This is a genomic window from Bacillus sp. AFS077874, from assembly GCF_002566505.1.
GTDB lineage: Bacteria > Bacillota > Bacilli > Bacillales > Bacillaceae_G > Gottfriedia.
In genome coordinates, this window is the sequence record NZ_NUYF01000008.1 from 162,112 (window position 1) to 185,208 (window position 23,097).

Here is a 23,097-nt window from a genome sequence, read left to right on the forward strand (position 1 = left end):
ATTAAAGTTTTATTCAAAATGGTACAATCGTTTTTATAACAATACTGTATTTATCATTTTTAGAGGTTAACTATGAAAATTAAATTATTGTACTATGCGCCATTTTTATTAACTGTAGGAATAGCTATTTGCTATGGCATACCTGAAACTCTATCATTTGTTGCTGGATGGTTATTTATTTCAATATTTTATGTTGGACTCCCAATTTTAGTTTTCTGTTTACCATATTTTCTTTATTTTTTATTGATGGGAAAATACTTGAAAAAAACAGTTAGGAATTCTTTTCAAGCAGTTCTTAGAACAATCGGGTTGTTAGGGATCTTTTTAATAGTTTCGCTTTATATTTACGAGCCAATCGAAAATATAATCTATTTTACAAATGAAACAAAAACTGAATTAACGAAGCGCTCGCTAGTTTTATTCGAAGAAAGAAAGAAAACAAAAGGAAAAGTAGTATGGATTCATCAAACAAGTAAAATGGATGGATGGGCAGATGTTGAAGTTAGTGGCCTAGTAGAAGGTAGGGGATTAGAAATCGATATTGAACCTATTAATAAAGATATTAATCGAAGCATAGATTTTTATTATCTATATAAGGACGGAAAATGGAGAATTGAAAGAACTGAAGCACTAGTAAATTAAATATTAAAATAAAAAGCTTGTACCATTTATTACTTTGTAATCGTAGGTACAAGCTTTTTACTGTTTCTATTAAATCATTGCTGCTGAATATGTGGTTGTTCTTTTAAATGATCCGTCAGTTCATCTACAACAAATGCGAATTCATCGTAAGATACACATTCTAATGGGAATTCTAGTGCAACTTTGTTTTGTTTGTTGTAAATTGCAACAACTTGGGAACGTCGGTCAAGAAGTCTTGTTTTCATGTTAGACTTTTGGATTGTTATTTTTTTTATGTCTTCTAGTAAAATCTGAGAGTGAGCATCCTTTTCTGTATATCGGACAACATTGCCGACGATTTCGATTTTCTTTTTTACAAGTTTGGTTTTATAAATATGATATGAAACGATTAAAGCTGCAAGTAAAGTTGTTAAAGAAATGTAAACTGGGTCCATTGTTGAGAATGCTTGATATCCTCTTAAAGCTAGTAGGAGGTACCATGCGTAGAACCACTTACTTATTTTTGGCTTACCTTCATAATGTACAAGTGAAGCATCTTCTTCTTTTTCATTCGCTCTTTTGTCCATAAATAGTTGTACATGTTCTTCGATTGATTTCTCATTGAACTGTCCATCTTCTAAATAAGTACCTTCCCACATATGGATCGAGTCGTCTTCTTCCTCGAGAGAATAAGCACCTACCCATGCTGGAATGACTTGATCATCATGTGAAACGGAAGCTAAATAATAACGGATTGGTTGGTTATATGAGTTTTCAATATCAAGCTGTTTAACTAATTCGATTGTTTCAGGGACAAAATCATGTTCTTGTACGATATGAAGAAACAAGTGACTTTTAGCGAAGTATTCTTGTTTTTTCTCATTAATAGGGAATAAGTGTTCTTTACGAATTCTGAGTATTTCCCAATAAAAGTATTCTGTAGATTCTATATTTGTTGCACAGTCCAACAGTAGTTCCTCAGGTACGTCAATGTCTCGTTGAAGAGCGGCAATAATTGCATTAGTTCGAATAAACGGGTCAGTAAATGACATTGCTTCTTTTATAAAAGGTGTCATCTCATCATTAAAGTAATACTCCATTAAAGATAGATAGATCGCCATAATTGAACGGATTTGTAAATAGGTTTCTTTCCATGAGCCGTACACAAACTTAATATTATAATCATTTTGATAACGAAGAAATTCGTCTACTTGCTTTTGATAATCCACTAATAACAATGGCGCGATGTATTTTGTTTTGAAACGGTCTAGATAATTTTTATCTAAACAGTATGACAACAATCGATAAAAAGTAGTTTTATATTCTTCCACTTCAAATAATTCAGTATGTTTTTCTAATAGTTTAATAATGATGCCAGGATTGTCGTATAGCACATCTAACGGTAAAACAACTTGTTTGTTTTGAATATCTTGTTCGATTAATTCCAAGATTGCTAGTTCATGCTCTTCTCCGTCAAAAGAGGTTATGTATCGAAATACTTCTTCTTTAGCAGCCTTACTATATTCAGGGTAATATTTTATTAAGGCCTCTGTTAATTCAGGTATTTCAAAATCAGAGATGAATTTGATTAGATGGTAGCTAGGTTCATCCCATACTTTAAATGATGTTGGATATGGATAAGCGGCTTCTTTTGCTAACCATTCTAAAGTTAATAAATTAAATTGTAGGTCATCTACTTCTGATAGTTCGATTAATTCAAAAATTGCATCATGTCGAATCGCTGGATCTGTATGTTTTAATCCTTCGACGATGCGTTTCAGTTGTGATTTATAATTTGACACAATACTCCTCCGATATCTAATTGTAGTTTACATTTCTAACAATATTTTAATTTTATTGGAAATACTTGTAGATAGCCACTGTTAAATAGTAGAAAAATATACTAAGTTATAAAATAAAAGCCTGGAGCATTGATTATTTGATAATCATGGATTCAGGCTTTTTTGCTTATTGAAGTTTTAAAATTGTTCCTATTTGCAACCAATACTTTTTAATTTTTCCATAAATCTTGCTGTTTGAATTCTACTTTGAGCTAATCGATTGTGACGGTGTTTTCGAACTTCGCCAATAATACTTTCTAGTGAATTATTTTTTGCAACAATAGTTCGATCACCAATGGTTAATGTTACAACACCAGTTGAGTTGTTTGCATAAATTTGAACTTTATTTTTATCACAATTATTTATTCTTCTATATTCCTCAATCAACATGCAATTCAGCTTTCTTATTATTGATGTCTATGAATATCTGGAGAACCGATTATTAATAGTTTAGTATACTGAAGTCTTAAATAGCGTGTTTAAGATTGTCTATTTATTGGACAATCTTTTTTTACTTTTCGATGCTAAAATAACCACTTCTTCACCAATCTTCTATTTTGTAAATATTTTTTTACACATTCACTAGCTATTTTTACAAATATTTAGAATTTTTACATGAAAATCAACGTTTTAAAGTTGGCACGGAAATTGCTTTATTAAAGTATAGAAAAACAAAAAGGGGGGCGGACATTGGAAATTATCAATTTTGTCCAATCGAATTGGTCAGAAATTCTTCAGATGACTTTGGAGCATATTCAATTAGTTGGATTGGCAGTGGGGATTGCCATTTTGACTGGGGTGCCATTTGGAATCTATATTTCTCAGCGGGAGACATTGGCTGAAATTGTTTTGGCCATTGCGGGGATTATTATGACGATTCCGAGTATTGCTTTATTTGGAATTATGATCCCGATTTTCTCATTGATTAACCAAGGAATCGGATTTTTACCAGCGATTGTTGCATTAGTGTTGTATTCTCAATTACCAATTATTCGAAATACGTATATTGCGATTAAGAATGTTGACCCGAATGTAAGGGATGCAGCGATTGGAGTAGGGATGACGACCTTCCAACGATTAATGAAAGTTGAGCTACCTCTGGCGTTTCCGGTAATCATGGCAGGTGTTCGAATGGCGATTGTTATGACAATCGGAATTGGGGCAATTGCAGCATACATTGGAGCTGGAGGATTAGGCGGATATATTTCACGCGGTATTTCAACAAGCTATGCCGTTATGATTCAAGTAGGAGCAATCGCCGTTTCAATTTTAGCAATTGCAATGGACTTAATAATAGGAAAACTTCAGCAAAAATTTACTAGTAAAAGTGCAAGGTCATAATACGTATTAACATAAGAAGATAGACGAATCAAGAAGGAAGGTGGAGTTTAATGATAGAATTCAAAAATGTCACGAAGGTTTATGAAAGCGGTAACAAGAACGTGACAGCCGTAAACGAAATCAATTTCCACGTTGAAGAAGGAGAGATTTGTGTATTCCTTGGACCTTCAGGATGTGGAAAGACGACTTTGCTTCGAATGGTTAACCGATTAATTCCAATCACTAGCGGAAAGATTGAAGTGGATGGTAAAGATGTTCATTCGATGGATATGATTAAACTTCGCAGATCGATTGGGTATGTGATCCAGCATAACGGATTATTTCCAAATATGACGATTGAAGAAAATATTAATGTAGTCCCAAAAATGCTTGGTTGGGATCAATCCAAAATGAAGAAAAGATATAGTGAACTGATGGACATGATGGGATTAGACGCGGGGCAATTTCAAAAGCGTTACCCATATGAATTATCAGGAGGCCAGCAACAACGAATTGGAATCGCGCGTGCACTAGCAGCAGACCCACCAGTCATGCTAATGGATGAACCATTTGGAGCACTAGATCCAGTTATTCGTGATCACTTACAAAATGAATTTTTGAAAATCCAAAAGGAGATGAAGAAAACAATTCTTTTTGTTAGTCATGATATTGATGAAGCGATTAAATTAGCTGATAAAATTGCAATCTTTAACGCAGGAAAACTGATGCAATTTGGAACACCTGATGAAATCTTGTCTAATCCTAAAAATAGCTTTGTTAGTGACTTTGTCGGTGATGAACGATCGTTAAAACGATTAACTTTATTAAAAGTAAGAGATCTAGTTTTATTAATGGATGGTTTTAAAAAGAACATTTCAAGTCATGAATGGCATGGACAAGAAATTTCATTAAATGAGAATTTGAAAACTGCTTTAGCGATTCTTTTGGCGGCTCCGAACGGAGAAGCTTGTGTTGTCGATGAAAACAATCGATATATGGGAATTCTACGAGTTTCAGACTTTAGCTTTTTAACTGAAATTCATCCGAAAGATTTTTCAATTGTAAGGTAAGGAGGGTGGTTTTTTGACTAGTAAAAAGACAGAAAAACTAGTGAAAATTGGTTTGGGTGTCATTGCACTGGCTATTCTAGTTATTGCTTATGCCATGGGTACATTTAAATTCATTATCGAAAATCCAGATGATCTAATCAATTTAACCATCGAGCATTTAAAACTAGTCGGTATTTCGGCAGTACTTTCGATTGGAACTGCAGTACCCCTAGGGATTCTAGTTACTCGACCTAAATTTAAAAAGTATGACTGGATTGTTTTGAACTTTGCTAACATCGGTCAAACGGTGCCGAGTTTAGCAATCCTTGCACTTGTGATGAGTTATTTTGGATTAGGTTGGCAAACGGCGATTTTTGCGCTTTGGTTTAATTCATTACTTCCTATCTTACGTAATACGGTAGCGGGAATTGAAAATGTAAATCCGCAAATTATTGATGCCGGACGAGGAATGGGAATGAGCTCGAAACAACTCTTTTTTAAACTGGAACTTCCAAATGCAATGTATGCCATCATGGCAGGAGTCAGAACATCAGTCGTTATCAATGTTGGAACAGCAGCACTTGCCTTCCTAATTGGAGGCGGAGGTTTAGGTGATTTAATTTTTACAGGAATTTCGCTTTACGATACTGGCATCATATTATCTGGAGCTGTTCCCGTTATCTTACTTGCTATTATTCTTGATTTTATATTAGGTAGACTTGAAAAAGTAATTATTCCACGAGGGCTTCGACGAACAAATGAAGCAGCTTAGTGACATTAAGGGAGGAATTAGGATGAAAAAATTCGGCACAATGTTAGTATCAGCAATGCTGTTATTCTCTTTAACGGCTTGTAATAGTTCAAAAACAAGCAATGAAGGAGGTGGATCTGACAAAGGTAAAATTACAGTTGGTGGCAAGGATTTTACAGAGCAACAAGTTCTTTCCAAAATTACATCGATTTACTTAAAAGAAAATGGATATGACGTTGAAGAAGCAAGCAACATGGGTAGTACCGTTGTTCGCTCAGCGTTAGAAAATGGACAAATCGATACGTACTGGGAATATACAGGTACTGGTTTAGTCGTTTACCAAAAACAAAAAGTCGAAACTGACTCAGATAAAGCGTATGAAAAAGTTAAAGCAAATGATGAGAAAAAGGGAATCGAGTGGTTGGATAAAGCGAACTTTAACAACACTTATGCAATTTTAATGAAGCAAGATACAGCAGATAAATTAGGAATCAAAACAATTTCTGATTTAGCTAATCTAGTAAAAAGTAATCCGAAAAAGCTAAAATTTGCATCGAATGCAGAATTCTATGCTCGTGAAGATGGAGTGAGAGGTCTCCAAAAGAAATACGACTTTAAGTTTCCTGCGAAAAACGTAGTAAAAATGGATTCTGGTTTACTATACAATGCATTAAAAGATGGTCAAGTAGACGTTTCAGTAGGTTTTGCAACAGATGGACGAATCAAAGGATTTAAACTGATCAGTCTTGAAGACGATCAGAAATTTTTCCCGGCTTATAATGGTGTACCAGTAGTTAGTGAAAAAGTAGCTAAAAAATATCCAGAAGTTCCTAAGCTATTAAATAAGCTTGCTGGTTTACTTGATAATGAAACAATGATGGCGCTAAATTACTCTGTTGACGTAGAGCATAAAGACGTTACAGAAGTAAGTCGTGATTGGTTGGATAAAGAAGGGTTAACGAAAAAATAATAGTTGGCCTATGAGGATGTGATTAGTTGCTGATTACTTCTGACAATTTGGTGGAATTCATCATGAAGGAATCTTATACTTCGGTTCCTTCTAAAACCAAGATGGCATTAAAGGAAGCATTGGCAGATAGTATTGCATGTACAATTGCTGGAACTGCAACACCAGTGTATGAAATTGTTAAAAAGTTTTCTGAAACTCAGTATGGAAAAGGCAGTAGCTCAATCTTCTTGAGCCCTTTGAAATTAAGTGCAACTGGGGCAGCTTTAGTCAATGCGACAGCAGCAAATGCAATGGATATGGACGATGGTCATCGCCTAACAAAAGAGCACCCTGGTGCGGTCGTTTTTCCAGCAGTGTTTGCAGCTGCCGAGGAAGTCAATCGTTCTGGCGAAGAATTTATGTCATCTCTATTGATTGCCTATGAAGTAGCGATTAGAGCTGGAATTCTCGTCCATCAGCTTCGTCCCGAATACCATTGTACTGGATCGTGGGGAGCGATTGGCGCAGCAGCTGGGGTAAGTAGAGTAATTGGTTTAACTGAAGAGGAGATCAAGCATTCTCTCGGTATTGCTGAATACCAATCTACTTACTCACCAATGATGCGCTGTATTGAATCGCCCTCTATGCTGAAGGATGCGATAGGCTGGGGAAGTATGACTGGAGTTGGTGCTGCATATTTGGCAAAAGAAGGATTTACTGGGATTCCATCTCTGTTTGAAATGAAAGAAGCCATTCAATTATTGTCTGACAGCAGTTCAAGCTATAAAATAGAAGAACTTTATTTTAAACCTTATGCTTGCTGCAGATGGGCCCAACCAGGAATCGAAGCAATTAAGGAAATAGTAGAAAAGCATGATATAAGAATAGAAAAGATTCATAAAATCAACGTTTTTACCTTTACAGAGTCAGCTAGCTTAAATAGAAGCATGCCAAAGAATACAGAAGAAGCACAATACAATTTAACTTTTCCAATCGCTGCTTATCTAGTTTCTGGTGAAGTTGGACCCAATCAAGTATTAAATGAATTGGAAAATCCAGAGATTGCTAAATTGATGGAAAAGATTGAGGTTTATGTAAATGACGAGCTAAATAATGAATTTCCTAAAAAAGCACTTAGCCATGTTGAAATAGTAGATACCGGAGGAAACCATTATTTTTCTGGGATCCATCAAGCAAGTGGCGACTATGATTAACCATTAACTGCTGATGAAAAGAATCAAAAGTTTACTAATCTTGTAGCCCCTATTTTAGGAAATAAACAGTGTGAAGAATTGTATCAATGTATTCAAACAATCGAAAATCTAAAAAGCATTCGCCAATTAAGCGAACTAATAAAAATCGGAGGGATTTAATAATGAAAGAACGTCAAATTAGTTTTTATAGTGAAGGTTTTAAATTAGATGGAACGATTTACTTACCAGATGATTACCAACCAGGTGAAAAGAGACCTGCGATCATCCCTAACTCTGGATACAATGGGTTTAACGAATTCTATCCACGATTATTTGCTCGTAACATGACCGAAGCTGGATATGTTTGCCTTGGCTTTGATTACCGTGGATTTGCAAAAAGTGAAGGTACTCCAGGAAGAGTCATTTTAGATGAGCAAGTTCAAGATATTAAAAATGCGATTACGTTCTTATCAATCCAAGAAGAAGTTGATCCTGAGAATATTGGATTAATTGGATGGGGTATGGGTGCATCAAACGTTGTACGTGTTGCTGCATCAGATGATCGAGTTAAATCAGTTGCTGCTTTAAATGGTTTCTTTAATGGTGAAAGATGGTTAAAATCAATTCATTCTTATGTTGAATGGGTGGATATTAAGAAGACAGTTGAAGCGGATCGTGTTCTTCGTGTAACGACTGGAAGTTCAAAATATGAGGATCCATTTATTCATTATCCATTGGATGAGGCGACGAATGATTATGTTCAGAAGGAGCTTGCGATTTTATCACCGTTTGGTAAATTGACTCAGTTGCAGTTTACTGATTCAATTATTGGCTTGAATGCGGAAAAGGTAGCGAAGGATATTGAGTGTCCATTGTTTGTGGCACATGGTAAAGATAATCTTTTACACCCGGTTGATGAGTCGGTTCAGTTTTTTGAAGCGGCTGCAGAGCCTAAAGAGTTGTATCTAATTGATGGTAAGCATAATGATTTTATGTATCATGAGCATCCTGTGTTCCAGGAGTTGGTTGGGGAGCTTAAGGGATTTTTTGGGAAGAACTTGAGTTATACTAAATTGGAGACAGTAAGATAATTGTTTATACTGATTATTTATTGTAAAGGACGCATTTTGCGTCCTTTTAGTATTTAATCGAAGTAAAACTATTTTATGTTTTGATATAATTTTTAATGAAGTTCTTTATTAGGTACTTAAACTAAAAAAGAAGGAGAGGAATAGGGGGACCATATTCCGTTCTCATAAAATGAAAAAACTAATTATATTAATTGATACAGTTTTAACTATGTTGATTTTCACAGCTTGTGAAAAAATGGAAGCTCTAGAATCGAAATCAGCCACTACAGAACAAACTTCTCCAACGATGGCCCCGGTTTTGCCGGGGCTTGGCTTTTTGTCTAGTATCACGTTTTATGTTAAGGAATTAATGTGAAAATATTCACAAATGTGAAAAGTTTAGATACAACTAAACTCATTTCTTCCTATTAACATGGCATATAGTCAAATTAAACAATATCTATCTTAAAAATACCTGCAATACTTCTTTGTTTTTTTCAGCATCTAGATCCAAGACTTCACCGGCTTTTTCATATCTTTTTGGTGTAAAAGCACCGTCAACAGGAATTCGTAATGTCTCTACATCTTTATCTTTACCTTTAACCATATAATCAGATCCTATTTTTAATACGTCCATTGTAGACATATTGGTTTGAATGTAAGGCTGGATCACACCTAACGTTTTAGGTAAACTTGCAATTCCTTTAAGAGAAAGTACTTGGGATTTAATAGCTTCCAGTACTTTTTGTTGTCTAACAACTCGATCGAAATCACCTTTAGCATCATGTCTAAATCTTGTATAACCTAAGAGTTCTTTTCCATTTAATTGTTGAACCCCAGGTTGAAGACTGACACCGATATGGCTTTCCATTGGTTTTTCTACATTAATTGTTACTCCCTTTGGAGCAATTTGGTCAATCATTTCTTCAAAACCTTTGAAATCAATTATTGCATAATATTCAATATCGATTCCAAAATTTTGTTGAATGGTCTGCCGTAGAAGTTCAACCCCTCCGAAAGAATAAGCTGCGTTAATCTTATGTTTCCCATATCCCGGAATTGAAACGTAACTATCTCTCATAATTGAAACTAACTTTGTTTCGTGTTTTTTATTGTATTGTAAGATCATAATTGAATCAGTTCGTGAGCTTTCACCTTTTTTACGAGCATCTTCTCCCAACAATAAGATGTTTGTTTTATTAGGTATTTTAGTAGAATTGAATTTTATAGTTTTTTTATTTGAGTTCATTTCACCTAACTGAATACCTTTTTTATATTGATAGAAGCCATAGCATAGTGTACTTGATATTAGAATTACTAGGATTAAACTTAATTTAAATAACAGACTTTTCTTTTTCTTGTTCCTCTTAAGCTGTCTATACATAATCTCCGTCACCAAAATAGAAAAAAATTTTTAATAGAAATTGGTATACGGTTCCCTCCTTTTTAATTTAAAGATCCTAGATTAACCACAAAATATGTCTATTTATTTCATTTGTAATGTATCATTAACCATAAAAATATTTCCACCCGGTCCATTTAATTCCATTCCATATGAGTATTTTATATAATTAAACTTATAGCCTTTTCCGTAATCTACTACATACGTATAACCACCGCTACCAGCTTTTAGATAATTATCCATATGTGTCCATGTTGCTTTGCCCACAATTCCATCTGATTTAAGACCATATTTTGTTTGGTATGCTTTAATTGCTTTTTCAGTGTTCGGACCATAGATTCCATCAACAGCTCCTACACCATTAAAACCCGCAGCATAAACTTGATATTGTACTGCTCTTACCCAGTTACTCATTTCGGAGTAACCTCGTCCAACCGTTTTACAGTCAGACCAATCTCTGTCATTCATAACTTGTGCTTTACCTGATGTCGGTGCAAATCCTAAACTAATTGTCGCTGCGGTTACTAATGCGCAGATTTTTCTTAAGTTCATTTGTAAAACTCCTCTCATCTTTTAGGTTTTAGTAAAAATAATACATTTAAATACTAAAATTTTAGTAAATTAATACACTACCAAAATATCATGATTGTTTCCAAGTTTATACAAATGTCACAGAATGTATAAAATATATTTTTATGTAAATTCATATAATCGCCAATACTTTTTAACAATTTAGACATTATTTTATGTTTCTAAATAAAAGAAAAAACCGATAGTATTTTCCTATAATAAAGAGTTGGCACAAGAAACTTAATGAAATTTTGAATGAGTTCAATTTGAGAGGAAAAGAGCAAATTAAGGCTAACCCTTTCTGCCAGCCACTTTAATTAAACCCCTATCGAATTCATCTTATTATTTTATAGTTTTTGAGTCATGATTTATAAACTTACTAGTTTAAATTATTCCTACAATTACTCTATAGCCGAATTTTGCATAAAGGTGGTAAAATTTGTATATGTTTTTAGTGCGAAACATTTTAGATTTATCATTTTACTATTAAGGAGAGAATAGTGTTGATATATAATGTAACTTGGTTAACTTCTCAAACAAAACAAATTTATCAAGCTACAAGAACTTCTGAAGTTTTAATGGCTCACTTAGAAGAATGTTTAACTAGAAGTAATTTAGTGGAAATGATAGGCGAGCTTCCAGTTCCAGATAAAGGTAGAGAGTATGGGGTCTTGATTTACTACTATAAAGCAAAACCCAAAAAAAGACTTTTATCAGCTGCTCCACGTCGAGATCATAATCATATTGTATTATTTAGAGGAATTCTTTCTAGAAAAGAATTACTTGATAATAATTTTGACGTTGGCAATTCAACGGACCCTCAACCGGATGTAAAGCTACACTCTCAGGAAGAGGTAAATAGATTAGTAGAGATATTACATAAAAAAATTTCAAAAATATAATAGGAAAGGTATCAATATGAAAAAAAATCCTATACAAAAGGATAAAATTGAAAAACCAGTTAACATATATAAAAATAGTGAACTATTACAGGAATGTCAAAGTATACAAGAAGCTGGTAGATACTTAAAGATTCAAACGGGTGACAAATATTTTCGTTTTGCACAGATTGAGAAAGGCTATATTTACGGAGATAGTTGGTCATTTAAAGGTGCCACATATACCTTTACAACGGATGAAAATTTTCGATTAAAAAGAAAAGCTGAATTGGAAGATAGACAAAAGGAAAAATTCTTATCAAACAAATAATATATGCTCAATAAGTGCTGATTAATCAGTGCTTTTTTATTTTTTTGAAGAAAATAAAAAAGCAGTAAAACTTATCTGGAAGCAATTTTACTTGTATGAAGGATAGCAAATGGAACATAAAACAGATATTAAGGTGGATATAGTGATATAGAATTAAGCCGTTTTCAAAAGTTCTAAGTAAATGTGGTATCCATGTGAAAATGTTCACAATAATGACAAGGAGTTTTAGTAAAATTTACCTTACTAAATGCTAAGATAATTACGTAAACGTTTACTAAATTTCTAGGAGGCAATAACCAAGTTAGAAAAATGAATAACAGAAAAATATTAATTATTATATTATCATTTATTTTACTAGCCCCACTGTCAGGCCCATTAATGTTTAAAAAGAAAAGTAAATCATACCTAAATACTAATGTAAGTAGTAAATCCATTTCAAATACATTTCTTCCCATTAATGGGTCATATAGTCTTAGAACAGGAGTAGTTACACCACTAAATTTTACTTACATTTATTCAAGTGATAAGAAAGACTTGTTTGATAAAATTGATTCGGTCTATCTAAATAATGAAGATACAATTAGCATTGAAAGTTTTGGAGTAAATGGGAATGCCAAGATTGGAAAGTATCATGTGAAAACTTTGGGGCTTAATATTGTTGGTAAATCTGAAGGTAAAACTGAAATAAGGGATATAACCATACAAACTAAAAATGGTTTGAAAAAATATGATGTTGGAGCATTAGGAATAAATGTAATTGATGATACTTCGGATAAGCCTCTAGAAGTAGGGAATTTTTATCCAATTATTAGAGATGAAAAAAATAATTACATTTATAGTTTGCAAAATAATAGTAGCAATAAAATAGTTGTAAATAAATTTGATGCGGAACTGAATGGTGAACAAGTATTCGATGTTAAACCAATCGTTATAGCATCAAATGAACAAAAAGAAGCTGAAATCCCAATTAAAGTAGATTTTCAAAAATCTCCTTATGCTGTTACAGTCTTAAGGCCATTGATACATTACACATATGGAAAAGAAGAAAGGGTTTTACTTCCATCACCAACTTGGTATGGATTAATGGGAATTACAGAAGAACAAATAGAAAAGACAATTGAGTATAATAATTAACCATTTTAGTTCAGTGTAAATAGATTAAATATCTCTACATTTTTATTTCCTAACGTAACTTAATAAACCACAAGAACTGAAATTGAGAGGTTAGTAATTATGAATTCCAAACCAATGTTTTTTATAAACTTTTCTCTATTATTCGGGATCAGTTTTCTAGTATTTATAGAAATTAAGAATTTTTATAATATTGAGTGGTCACGATCAAATATATTAATAACTATATTGGCTATATTTTTTATAACGCTAATATTAATTTTTTTTATTAATATTTTGTTCAACTTTATTTTAGACAGATTTACATCATATAATTTAGATTGTAAAAAGAATAGAGAAAAAGTTTTATTTACTATTTTCTTAGTTAATCAAATATTATTTTTAATAACATATAATTTATTACAATTTAATAATCAATTATTCTTTACCTTACAAGATTATAAATATATTACACCTATTATATTTTCATTATTATTTTCTGTTCTATTGGGATTAAAAATTAAAGACATAATATATTTCAATGTCGGGATAATCTCGGCAACTATTTTTCTTTTGGTTTCCCAGAAACTTTTCTTATCTATAATCAAATCCTTTTAATTGAATCATTAATATGGCTGATATTATGTCAAAAGTGGATAAAGAAATTTTGATTAAAAGGAGTAATTGAAGATTATGGATGAGAATGTTTTTCTAAAGGATGAGAAAGCTTTTCCATTATATAGAATACTATCTATTTCATCAGGGATGCAGTCTTTATTTATTATGTTAAATGGACGTTTTAGGATAGAAAATATCGTGAATGTAGTAGTTTCATGTTTATTTTTAATAAGTTACTTAGTTCTTTTTAAAATAATGCCTCGAACTAAACGAAATTATCAATATATTATTTTAAGTTTTTTATTATTTGTATGTATAACAATATTTATTAATAAATAAAATTGCGGAGTTAAATATTGAATAATTTGAGTGAATAACTTAAAAGTTCTAGATGAATCAAAGAATTTCTCTGAAGCAGTAGCAGCTCCTTCGGTTATTTTAAAAACTGCGCAAATGGATCCAGCATCTTTAGTTTTTATAGCACCTTATACTAGAATGATAGCAGCTTCAGTTGTTGGCTGGAACGATATTATAGACAAAGTTTCAAATAATGGTAAGTATGGTATGTCGTTTAATATTGCAACGAGGCCCAAATTACAGTAGTTGTTCCTTGGAGAAATATTTTAATTAGGAATAAAAAAAAGGCCTGAGATACTTTTGTTCCATAGTCATATGTTCCAATAGGAATAAATGTGGATGTTGAACGGGATGTGAAAACGCTCACACCTTTCATGGTGCAACTAATATTGAAATTGAAAAAAAGAAATTATCATTAATGACTAGAGTTCATGTAAAAAACTTACTTTCACAACATGGAGAATTAGTTATTCATGATGATGGAATTGAGTTTAAAGATTGGAAAGTTATTAAATGGCACAATATTATTGATTTGAAATTGGAAAATGATAGTACAGTTAGTTCAAAATCATTCATGACTCAATCTAGACTTTTCTTCTTTAAATCAGCGAAACCAATAAAGATGTCATTAGTAAATGATGAGGTTATTTACTTTTACGTTAATTGGAATTTTGTTACAGGACTAAGTGATAACAATCACATAATGAAATTAATTAAAGATAAAATCTATTAATAGATCCCTAAATGCATTCGAATAAAAGTTAGATGGTGACAATTTTTATCAGCACATTGTTTTAGATGATAGGAAGAATTTGAAGATTGAAGTAGAAACTCTAAAAAAGAATATACTAGGAGGTTGTTATGATTAAATTAATTAAAAACGTAACGATTATAACAATAGCTACAACGATATTAGGTTCTATTATTCATATGAAATCCCATGCTGAAGAGATTTCGAAACCAAGTAATGAAAAAACTATTAATCAAGTAAGTACACAATCTAGTTTAACAGAACTGTCTATTATTCAAGGAGAGCGGTAAATACTAAGTATACTCAGATGCCTATGCCTACAGTTGAAGTATATTCTAATGAAGATGGTACAGGGACAGGATATTTAGATATTTCTTGGGAGCCAATTGAGGGGGTTACAAAGTATCAAATTATATTATTTGTAATCCTTCGAATGTCTAATCAGACAAACTATTTAATAAGTAATGAACAATCAATAGTTTTAGATAACATATGGAATGAAAAACTCAGAGATAAAAAGAGTAATAACTTAAGCTTTGATCAGGGAAAGTTTAACCGAGAACTAGCTAACAATGTATATATGAAAGGGAAAGAAACAACGATTTATATTTTAACTGTAAAGAAGTTTCTTGACAGTAATAATGAAGGGCCATTTGTGTATGATACTCTATTATTAGAGCACCATGAGGTAGTAAGTAAAGCGACAGTTAAAAACGATACATCAAAAAAATTATTAACATCAGCAAAACAGAAGGGAATGGAAATGCTATTTTCGCACAATCCACTAATAAATATAGAAGATGTAACAATGGTACATTATAAGGAAAACAGAGGAAAAGGAGATTCGTGGGAAAAGGAGCCTAGTCAAAGTTTACTGTCCCTTTTTAATAATTTAAATCAAAAGAGATTATCACATATTATAAAGCGAGATTTGCAAGCAGAAAAATCACAAAATACCTCATTCTATAAAGATGGTGAAGCCAAAGAGTATTATGGCAATCGCTATGAGAGAAAGGCAATAAATAGATTACGTGCTATCGAATTTCATGGTACAACGTGTAAGGTATGTAAGTTTAACTTTGAGGATGTTTATGGGGAACATGGTAAAGATTTTATTGAAGTACATCATTTAAAACCCTTAAGTACATTAGATGAGGCAGTGGAAATTGATCCAGAAAACGACTTAGTACCTGTTTGTTCTAACTGCCATCGAATGTTGCATCGAAAACGTGAAAAGGTTTTGACCATTGAAGAGCTTAAAAGTTTATTAAGGAAAGGGATATTCATTAGTAATTAAGTAGGAATACGGATTAATACGCAAAAACCACAAACTTTACTCGATTAATCACATTATTATAGAAAGCTTCGTAACATTCTATAAAAAGGGCTATCCTATTAGTCAAAAAACCTGACTGATCGGATAGCTCAATTAAATTATAAATATTTCGTTTTTTAGCTGCATACAAATATGATTAAATCAAGAAAATAGCAACAACAGTAGTAACAGCCAAACCAATCAAAACAGGCACTAAATTCCGTCTAGCCAACTCAAACGGACTAACATTACAAATAGCAGCCGCAGGAATCAATGCCCAAGGAATCAACGTTCCACCACCAACCCAAATCGCCGCAATTTGCCCCATAGCAGTCAAAGTTGCAATTCCATGACCAATCGCCGTAGCAAATAATGAAGCAACCGACCCAGCAAGCGAAATTCCAGAGAATCCAGATCCATCTAAACCAGTAATTGCCCCAACAGTTGTTAAAGTTACTCCTGCAACCCCAGGATTTACAGGTACTGAATGCGCCAAAGCAAATCCTAAATCATTCACAATTCCATGTGATCCTTTTGGCAAGTAATCTCCAATAATTGCAGTAAATCCACTATCCCCTAGATAGAAGAAGGCCGCAATAGGAATAACCGGACCAAATACTCTAAACCCAAATTTGAATCCATGAATTAAATAATTTGTTACCTCTTCAAATCCTTTATTTTTGTGCCCCAACATGGATAGAAATGAAAGAATGATTAATGCAGTGCCCCCGATTAATGCTGTTGCATCTCCACCTTGTAAATTGAAGTGAACCATCGACCAAATATCCACTGCAAATAAAATGAAAACAAGAGCGGCCATCCATTTTTGTTGCGTAGATGAAAGCAGATAGTCTTCAGCTTTAGTATCTTCTTCAGGTAATTCTACTGTTAAAAGTCCTCTTTTCATATCTCGTTTTAAGAAGTAAAAAGCAACCACAGTTGTCACGACACCCATTACAATCACAAGTGGAATACTTGCATGTAAAACATCCGAAACCGGAATGCCAGCCGCGTCAGCTGTTAGTTTAGGTGCGCCTTGAATTACGTAATCACTTGAGAGAGCGATACCATGACCGAATAAGTTCATTGCCATCGCAACGCCTAAAGCTGGTAAGCCAACTCTTAATGCAACTGGAAGTAAAACCGCACCAATTAAAGCAACTGCAGGCGAAGGCCAGAAAAACCAAGATACAACCATCATCACAATCCCAATCGTCCAATAGGCAAGTGTGGCGTTTCTCATCACCTTTGTAAATGGACTGATGAGTGCCTGATGCACTCCACTATCAGTTAAAGCTTTACTCATTGAAACGATAATCGAGATTACTAGAATTGTAGAAAGTAATTCGGTTATGGCATAAATGAAACTTGAAAAAAGGATACTGACGGAACTGGAGAGTGACTCAGTTGCTACTAGACCAAGAAGGAAAATTCCTGCGAGGCAGACTAGGCTAGTGTCACGTCTAAGAATTAAAAATAAAATAATTAAACCTATAAATGCTACATAAAGCCAATGTATGGCAGTTAAATCGACATGCATGAGAATAGCCCCCTTTCGTTACATATATTGGATAACAATATATGCGTTCGCCTAGTTCAGGGTGATTGGAAATATTTTACAGATGGGTTTCTGAAAGTAGTACTAAATTAGCTACATTATTAACTCTAATTAATAGAAAGAAAATTATTTAATGACGGAATAGTCAGAATTGTGTATAATGTTAATAAAATAGAAATGGTTTCCGCATTGTGGAAAAAGTGTTGTTAATTACTCGGTGGGAGGGATGAAACAATATGATTAAGATCAAAAGTGTAAGTAAATCATTTGGGCCTTTACAAGTATTAAAAGGAATTGATTTAACGATTAAAGAAAAAGAAGTGGTTGTTTTATTAGGAGCAAGTGGCTCAGGAAAGAGTACCCTTTTGAGATGTTTAAACTTCTTAGAGATTAATGATAAGGGTGAAATTTATTTTGAAGGTGAATTGGTTCAACCCGGCAAAACAGATTTGAATAAAATTCGGTCGGAGGTTGGTATGGTTTTTCAACACTTCAATCTCTTTCCGCATAAAACTGTTTTAGAAAATATAATTGAAGCTCCTATTCATGTTAGAGGAATGAAAAAGAGTGAGGCAAAAGAGATTGCTTATGCTTTGTTGGACAAGGTTGGACTGACAGATAAGGCTGATGAATATCCAGAAATGTTATCAGGAGGACAAAAACAAAGGGTTGCGATTGCACGTGCACTTGCGATGAATCCGAGGGTAATGCTGTTTGATGAGCCTACTTCAGCATTAGATCCTGAATTGGTTGGAGAGGTTCTTCAAGTTATGAAACAGTTAGCAAGTGAAGGAATGACAATGGTTGTGGTCACTCATGAAATGGGTTTTGCTCGGGGTGTAGCGGATCGAGTTTTATTCATGGAGGAAGGTCTAATATTAGAGGAGGGTACACCTAATCAGTTTTTTGAAAATCCACAAAATGAAAGAACAAAACAATTTCTTAATAGTATTTTATAATTTAAAAAAATGATGGAGGTTTGTGTAATGAAAAAGAATTGGCATGGTATTTTATTATCTTCAATGATAGCAGGGGCAATGTTTCTAAGTGCATGTGGGGCAGATAAAACTAGTAATCAAGCGAGTTCAAAAGAATTTCATTATGCGATGAGTGGGTTATATAAACCATTTAACTTTAAGGAAGATGGCAAGCTTACTGGATTTGATGTTGAAATCGGTAAAGCACTTTCAGAAAAAATGGGAATGAAAGCTGTACCAGTAACAAACCCATGGGAAACAATTGTACAAGGATTAATATCCAATAAGTATGATGCGATTTTGGGGAGTATGACGATCACTGATGAACGATTAAAAGTGGTAGATTTCAGTAATCCATATTATATTTCAGGTTCTCAGATTTTTGTCGCTGATAATAATAAGGAAATCAAATCTGCTGAGGATTTAAAAGGGAAGAAAATTGGCGTTGTAAAAGCAAGCCCATATAAAGATTTAGCGATTAAATTTACTGGAAAAGAAAATGTAGTTGATTATGATAGTGATCTTACGGCTATTATGGATCTTCCAACTGGTAGACTTGATGCGGTAATTACGGATCAAATGGTTGGTTTTAGGGTAATTAAAGAAGGAAAGGCTAAAATTAAAGATGTAGGTACACCACTAACTCACGATAATCAAGCAATTGCTGTAAGGAAAGATGATAAAGAACTTGAGAAGAAAATTAATAAGGCTTTAGATGAAATTATTAAAGATGGTACTTACGAAAAAATTAGTAAAAAGTGGTTTGGTCGCAATATTCTTGAAGAAAAATAATAATAGAATGCTAGCGTAAAATAAGAGCCTAAGATTTTTTAGGACAAGATGAGGGGTGAGGTTCATCATGCATATATTATTAAATACGTTTCATGTATTTTTAGTAGCAACTTTATTAACATTAAAATTGACAATCGTATCTACTATTTTGGGAAGTGGAATAGGACTTATTTTTGCATTTTTCAGACTCTCCCGTATTAAAGCGCTTAATTATATTGCTAATCTCTATATCACGGTCATTCGTGGAACACCGCTTATTGTTCAAATCGCAATTTTATACTTCGGACTTTCTAGTATTATTACATTTTCGCAGTTTTGGGCTGGTGCAATAGCGTTAGGTGTGCATAGTGGAGCATATATTGCTGAAATCTTTCGTGGTTCAATTCAATCAATTGACAAAGGGCAATTGGAAGCTGCCCGTTCTCTTGGGATGTCCCAACCTTTAGCAATGAGAAGAATCGTACTACCTCAAGCATTTAAAATTGCGATTCCTACTCTTGGTAATCAGTTTATCATCGGATTAAAAGATTCTTCACTCGTAGCATATGTAGGGATGCAAGATTTATGGGGAGCAGGATTAAGTGAGGCTGCCTCTAACTTTGAACAGATGAATACATATATTGTAGTAGGTTTATATTATCTTGCGCTTGTACTAATCATTACATTTGGAGTTAAAAAGCTTGAAGATTCTTTGGATGTGAGTCGTGGTAAAAAACGAAAAATAAGAAAAAATAAGTCTAATGCATCATTAGAATCAATAAAGCTATAAATTAATCTAAAAGTCCTTGGAAAAAGAGACGATAAACTTGTAAGATAGATGTAAAAAAATTACTCTCACAATTATTCATTTGCAAGTTCGAAATGAAAACAAGAAGAGCTGAGATATTCAAGTCAACGCATCTTTAAAGAAAAGTACGTATACTACCATTACGTAATGAACGGGAATCCACCTAACGAGGAAGATTCCCAGATTTTTGAACAGACTCCCCAAGATAAGAAGTGAAGAGTCATAGGAGTTATGATCATGGTCCAATCAATTGACCGAGCAATGCTTATTATTGATATCCTAAATTCGGATGAATCCAAAAGTAATTGGCAAATCACCGAATTAGCGGAAAAAACATCTCTATCTCTTGGTACGCTTCACCGATTACTAAACTCTTTAATCCAACATGGACTTGTTATTCAAATACCTGAAACGAAGCATTACAAGTTGGGCTATAAATGGATGGAACTTGGCCTTCGTCAACTGGATAAAATGGATTTCAGATTAGTTGCAAGACCAGTAATGGAGCGTTTGGCGAACCATGTAGAGGAAAGTATCTATTTAAATATTGAAAGTGGTATAGATGGAATTGTGATTGATAAAATTGACAGTCCTTTAAAAATAAGAATTGCTGAAAATTTGGGTATCCGAATTCCACTACATATTGGTGCTCCCAATAAAACCCTTCTTGCTTATATGAAAGAAAATGAAATTCAACAAGTACTAGATCAGCTAAATCTTTCACCTGATTCAATCTCAATTTTAAAACAGCAACTGGTCGATATCAGAAAAAATGGTTATGCAATAAGTCAAAGTGAAAAAACAGAGGATACGGCGGCTATTGCGGCACCAATTACTGGATATAACAACAAAGTACTTGGTGCTTTAAGCGTGAATGTACCAGGATTTCGTTTTACTCAGGAACGTATTCCATACTTGATTGAAGAAGTAATGAAAGCAGCAGAAGAAATTTCAAAGAAAATAGGGAAAATATAGGTGATACCTTATAGACGCATTCCAGTGATATGGGATGTGTCTAATTTTTTCTAAAAACATACTTGGTTTTACTCCATCAGAAATTACCATAAGGGGTAAATACGATTCATCCCCATCCAAATTATCAATTCTCTCATTTAATATTTTTCCTATTAATACCTTGTCATAAAAGCGATATCACTAGCGTAAAATTTAAAATATAATTTCAAAATACTTAATGTAATATTAGAAATTTTGTTTATAGTAAACAACCTAAGAATGTTACTTTTTAGGATGTATTAATTGGTCAAATTGCTGAACTGCAGACATTTTCTGAAATTAAGGCATTTGATGAATGTTCATTTAAATTGATAAAAAAGGGAGAGGATAAACAACTAACAATCTAGCAACACCGACTATTCAAATCTATTTCAGGAGTTAGATTATATCTTTTAAACTAATTAACTTGTTAATTTAAAAGGAGATGTAAAGATGACAAAGGGGATTAGCAAATATTTATTAATTGCCGAATTATTATTAGAGCACTTGGGAGGAGCGGAGAATGTCTCGACTTCCACTCATTGTATGACAAGACTGCGCGTAGCGTCGAAAGATCCTTCAAAGGTAGACATAGAGGCGATCAAAAAGACAGAAGGGGTTTTAGGAGTTGTAGAAGAAGAAACGATTCAAATCATACTTGGACCTGGTGTTGTAAATAAAGTTGCAGCAGAGTTTGATAAACTGCTTGCAGCTGCAGAGGATTTTGATTTGAATGAAGTAGCTTCCAAAAACAAATCAGAGATTGATAGAAAGAACGCAAGACCTTTTAAACTTTTTTTACGTAGAATCGCAAGTATTTTTATTCCGTTAATTCCTGCCCTTGTAGCTTCAGGATTAATAACCGGTATAACAAAAGCAATTGTTCAAGCAGAATGGCTTGCAGCAGATTCAAAATTAGCTATTATTTTAACTGTTATCGGATCGGGTCTGTTTGCTTATCTTGGAATCTTGGTCGGAATAAACGCAGCAAAGGAATTTGGTGGATCCCCCGCGCTTGGGGCATTGGCAGGTATTCTTGTCATCAACCCTGGAGTTGCAGATATTTCTTTGTTTGGGCATAATCTGCTTCCTGGGCGTGGAGGGTTAATTGGTGTTCTTTTTGCTGCAATCTTCATCGCTTTAGTTGAAAGGCAAGTAAGAAAATATGTACCGCAATCACTAGATATTATTCTCACACCTACAATAGCATTATTAATTACAGGTATCCTCACATACCTAGTGTTTATGCCTGTTGGCGGCTTTGTATCGGATGCGATCACAAAAGGCTTGCTAAATGTTCTTGATTTTGGAGGAGTTGTAGCTGGATTTGTACTTGGTGCAACATTCCTTCCACTAGTCGTCACTGGGCTCCATCAAGGTTTGACGCCAGTTCATCTTGAATTAATTAACTCCATTGGAGATGACCCTTTACTACCAATCCTTGCGATGGGTGGAGCGGGTCAAGTAGGAGCAGCGTTTGCAATTTACTTTAAAACGAAGAAAAAAAGTTTGAAACGTGCGATTGGTGGGGGACTTCCATCAGGAATGCTTGGAATTGGTGAACCATTAATTTTTGGTGTAACTCTTCCGCTAGGACGTCCGTTCTTAACGGCATGTTTAGGTGCTGGAGTTGGAGGAGCATTTCAGGCTCATTTCCATATCGCTACAATTGCAGTCGGTGTTTCAGGACTTCCATTATCATTCTTAGTTCATACGAATCAGATTTTATTATACTTAACTGGAGTTATTATTTCTTATGCAGCCGGATTTGTTTTTACTTATTTATTCGGATTTAAAGATGAAATGGCAGCTGAATTCAAGTAAACTAAGTTATCATGTCAGCGTGTATAAGTGATTTCCTAAA

24 protein-coding genes are annotated in these 23,097 nt (G+C 33.5%); 19 read left to right on the plus strand and 5 right to left on the minus strand.

Annotated elements, in window-relative coordinates:
• Positions 1–72: 72 nt before the first annotated feature.
• Positions 73–642 (plus strand): hypothetical protein, encoded by a 570-nt coding sequence (locus COJ46_RS09675; RefSeq protein WP_097978050.1) that lies wholly within the window; start codon positions 73–75, stop codon positions 640–642.
• A 74-nt stretch (positions 643–716) separates the two neighbouring features.
• Here the strand turns inward: COJ46_RS09675 and COJ46_RS09680 are convergent, their stop codons facing one another.
• Together COJ46_RS09680 and COJ46_RS09685 are read right to left on the minus strand one after the other, a co-directional pair.
• Positions 717–2,423: a hypothetical protein gene (locus COJ46_RS09680; protein WP_097978049.1), complete on the minus strand. Its 1,707-nt coding sequence runs from the start codon at positions 2,421–2,423 to the stop codon at positions 717–719.
• 189 nt (positions 2,424–2,612) lie between these two features.
• Positions 2,613–2,852, minus strand: coding sequence for a hypothetical protein (locus COJ46_RS09685; protein ID WP_097978048.1), 240 nt, complete (start codon positions 2,850–2,852; stop codon positions 2,613–2,615).
• Between the two features lie 300 nt (positions 2,853–3,152).
• Between COJ46_RS09685 and COJ46_RS09690 the strand changes: the two genes are divergently transcribed.
• The 6 genes from COJ46_RS09690 to COJ46_RS09715 all read left to right on the plus strand — a co-directional run bounded on the left by COJ46_RS09690 (position 3,153) and on the right by COJ46_RS09715 (position 8,815).
• Positions 3,153–3,803, plus strand: coding sequence for an ABC transporter permease (locus COJ46_RS09690; protein WP_097978047.1), 651 nt, complete (start codon positions 3,153–3,155; stop codon positions 3,801–3,803).
• 50 nt (positions 3,804–3,853) lie between these two features.
• Positions 3,854–4,852 carry an ABC transporter ATP-binding protein gene (locus tag COJ46_RS09695; RefSeq protein WP_097978046.1) on the plus strand — a complete coding sequence of 333 codons (999 nt, stop codon included), beginning with the start codon at positions 3,854–3,856 and terminating at the stop codon, positions 4,850–4,852.
• Positions 4,853–4,865: 13 nt separating this feature from the next.
• Positions 4,866–5,603, plus strand: coding sequence for an ABC transporter permease (locus COJ46_RS09700; protein WP_097978045.1), 738 nt, complete (start codon positions 4,866–4,868; stop codon positions 5,601–5,603).
• A 22-nt stretch (positions 5,604–5,625) separates the two neighbouring features.
• Positions 5,626–6,552, plus strand: coding sequence for an ABC transporter substrate-binding protein (locus tag COJ46_RS09705; RefSeq protein ID WP_097978044.1), 927 nt, complete (start codon positions 5,626–5,628; stop codon positions 6,550–6,552).
• Between the two features lie 50 nt (positions 6,553–6,602).
• Positions 6,603–7,745 (plus strand): MmgE/PrpD family protein, encoded by a 1,143-nt coding sequence (locus tag COJ46_RS09710; protein WP_286133630.1) that lies wholly within the window; start codon positions 6,603–6,605, stop codon positions 7,743–7,745.
• A gap of 161 nt (positions 7,746–7,906) precedes the next feature.
• On the plus strand, positions 7,907–8,815 hold the full coding sequence (locus COJ46_RS09715; protein WP_097978042.1) for an alpha/beta hydrolase: 909 nt from the start codon (positions 7,907–7,909) through the stop codon (positions 8,813–8,815).
• A 439-nt stretch (positions 8,816–9,254) separates the two neighbouring features.
• Here COJ46_RS09715 and COJ46_RS09725 read toward each other — a convergent pair whose 3' ends face one another.
• Positions 9,255–10,178: an LCP family protein gene (locus COJ46_RS09725; RefSeq protein ID WP_097978040.1), complete on the minus strand. Its 924-nt coding sequence runs from the start codon at positions 10,176–10,178 to the stop codon at positions 9,255–9,257.
• Positions 10,179–10,280: 102 nt separating this feature from the next.
• The gene (locus COJ46_RS09730; protein WP_176522618.1) at positions 10,281–10,748 is read right to left on the minus strand and encodes a peptidoglycan-binding domain-containing protein; all 468 of its coding nucleotides are present in this window, start codon (positions 10,746–10,748) and stop codon (positions 10,281–10,283) included.
• 518 nt (positions 10,749–11,266) lie between these two features.
• Here COJ46_RS09730 and COJ46_RS09735 point away from each other — a divergent pair.
• The 7 genes from COJ46_RS09735 to COJ46_RS09775 all read left to right on the plus strand — a co-directional run bounded on the left by COJ46_RS09735 (position 11,267) and on the right by COJ46_RS09775 (position 16,108).
• Positions 11,267–11,668, plus strand: coding sequence for a hypothetical protein (locus COJ46_RS09735; RefSeq protein ID WP_141437818.1), 402 nt, complete (start codon positions 11,267–11,269; stop codon positions 11,666–11,668).
• Positions 11,669–11,684: 16 nt separating this feature from the next.
• Complete coding sequence (locus tag COJ46_RS09740) at positions 11,685–11,975, plus strand: hypothetical protein (RefSeq protein ID WP_098565893.1); 291 nt, start codon at positions 11,685–11,687, stop codon at positions 11,973–11,975.
• Between the two features lie 378 nt (positions 11,976–12,353).
• Positions 12,354–13,109, plus strand: coding sequence for a hypothetical protein (locus COJ46_RS09745; protein ID WP_141540896.1), 756 nt, complete (start codon positions 12,354–12,356; stop codon positions 13,107–13,109).
• A gap of 963 nt (positions 13,110–14,072) precedes the next feature.
• Positions 14,073–14,306: a hypothetical protein gene (locus tag COJ46_RS09760; protein WP_097978033.1), complete on the plus strand. Its 234-nt coding sequence runs from the start codon at positions 14,073–14,075 to the stop codon at positions 14,304–14,306.
• 172 nt (positions 14,307–14,478) lie between these two features.
• Positions 14,479–14,793 carry a hypothetical protein gene (locus COJ46_RS09765; RefSeq protein WP_097978032.1) on the plus strand — a complete coding sequence of 105 codons (315 nt, stop codon included), beginning with the start codon at positions 14,479–14,481 and terminating at the stop codon, positions 14,791–14,793.
• Positions 14,794–14,921: 128 nt separating this feature from the next.
• The gene (locus tag COJ46_RS09770; protein ID WP_097978031.1) at positions 14,922–15,101 is read left to right on the plus strand and encodes a hypothetical protein; all 180 of its coding nucleotides are present in this window, start codon (positions 14,922–14,924) and stop codon (positions 15,099–15,101) included.
• A gap of 17 nt (positions 15,102–15,118) precedes the next feature.
• Positions 15,119–16,108: an HNH endonuclease gene (locus tag COJ46_RS09775; RefSeq protein WP_097978030.1), complete on the plus strand. Its 990-nt coding sequence runs from the start codon at positions 15,119–15,121 to the stop codon at positions 16,106–16,108.
• Positions 16,109–16,283: 175 nt separating this feature from the next.
• Here the strand turns inward: COJ46_RS09775 and COJ46_RS09780 are convergent, their stop codons facing one another.
• The gene (locus COJ46_RS09780) at positions 16,284–17,666 is read right to left on the minus strand and encodes a hypothetical protein (RefSeq protein ID WP_097978029.1); all 1,383 of its coding nucleotides are present in this window, start codon (positions 17,664–17,666) and stop codon (positions 16,284–16,286) included.
• A gap of 254 nt (positions 17,667–17,920) precedes the next feature.
• On the opposite strand from COJ46_RS09780, the gene COJ46_RS09785 reads away from it, so the two are divergent.
• From COJ46_RS09785 to COJ46_RS09805, 5 genes are all read left to right on the plus strand, one after another.
• Entirely contained in the window at positions 17,921–18,643 is a 723-nt protein-coding gene (locus COJ46_RS09785) for an amino acid ABC transporter ATP-binding protein (protein WP_097978028.1), read from the plus strand.
• A 78-nt stretch (positions 18,644–18,721) separates the two neighbouring features.
• Entirely contained in the window at positions 18,722–19,453 is a 732-nt protein-coding gene (locus COJ46_RS09790; RefSeq protein ID WP_286133629.1) for an ABC transporter substrate-binding protein, read from the plus strand.
• Positions 19,454–19,520: 67 nt separating this feature from the next.
• On the plus strand, positions 19,521–20,222 hold the full coding sequence (locus COJ46_RS09795) for an amino acid ABC transporter permease (RefSeq protein WP_097978026.1): 702 nt from the start codon (positions 19,521–19,523) through the stop codon (positions 20,220–20,222).
• A gap of 255 nt (positions 20,223–20,477) precedes the next feature.
• Complete coding sequence (locus tag COJ46_RS09800) at positions 20,478–21,215, plus strand: IclR family transcriptional regulator (protein ID WP_097978025.1); 738 nt, start codon at positions 20,478–20,480, stop codon at positions 21,213–21,215.
• A gap of 471 nt (positions 21,216–21,686) precedes the next feature.
• A complete protein-coding gene (locus tag COJ46_RS09805) occupies positions 21,687–23,057 on the plus strand; it encodes a PTS transporter subunit EIIC (protein ID WP_097978024.1) in 1,371 nt (456 codons plus the stop codon).
• The last annotated feature ends 40 nt before the right edge of the window (positions 23,058–23,097 follow it).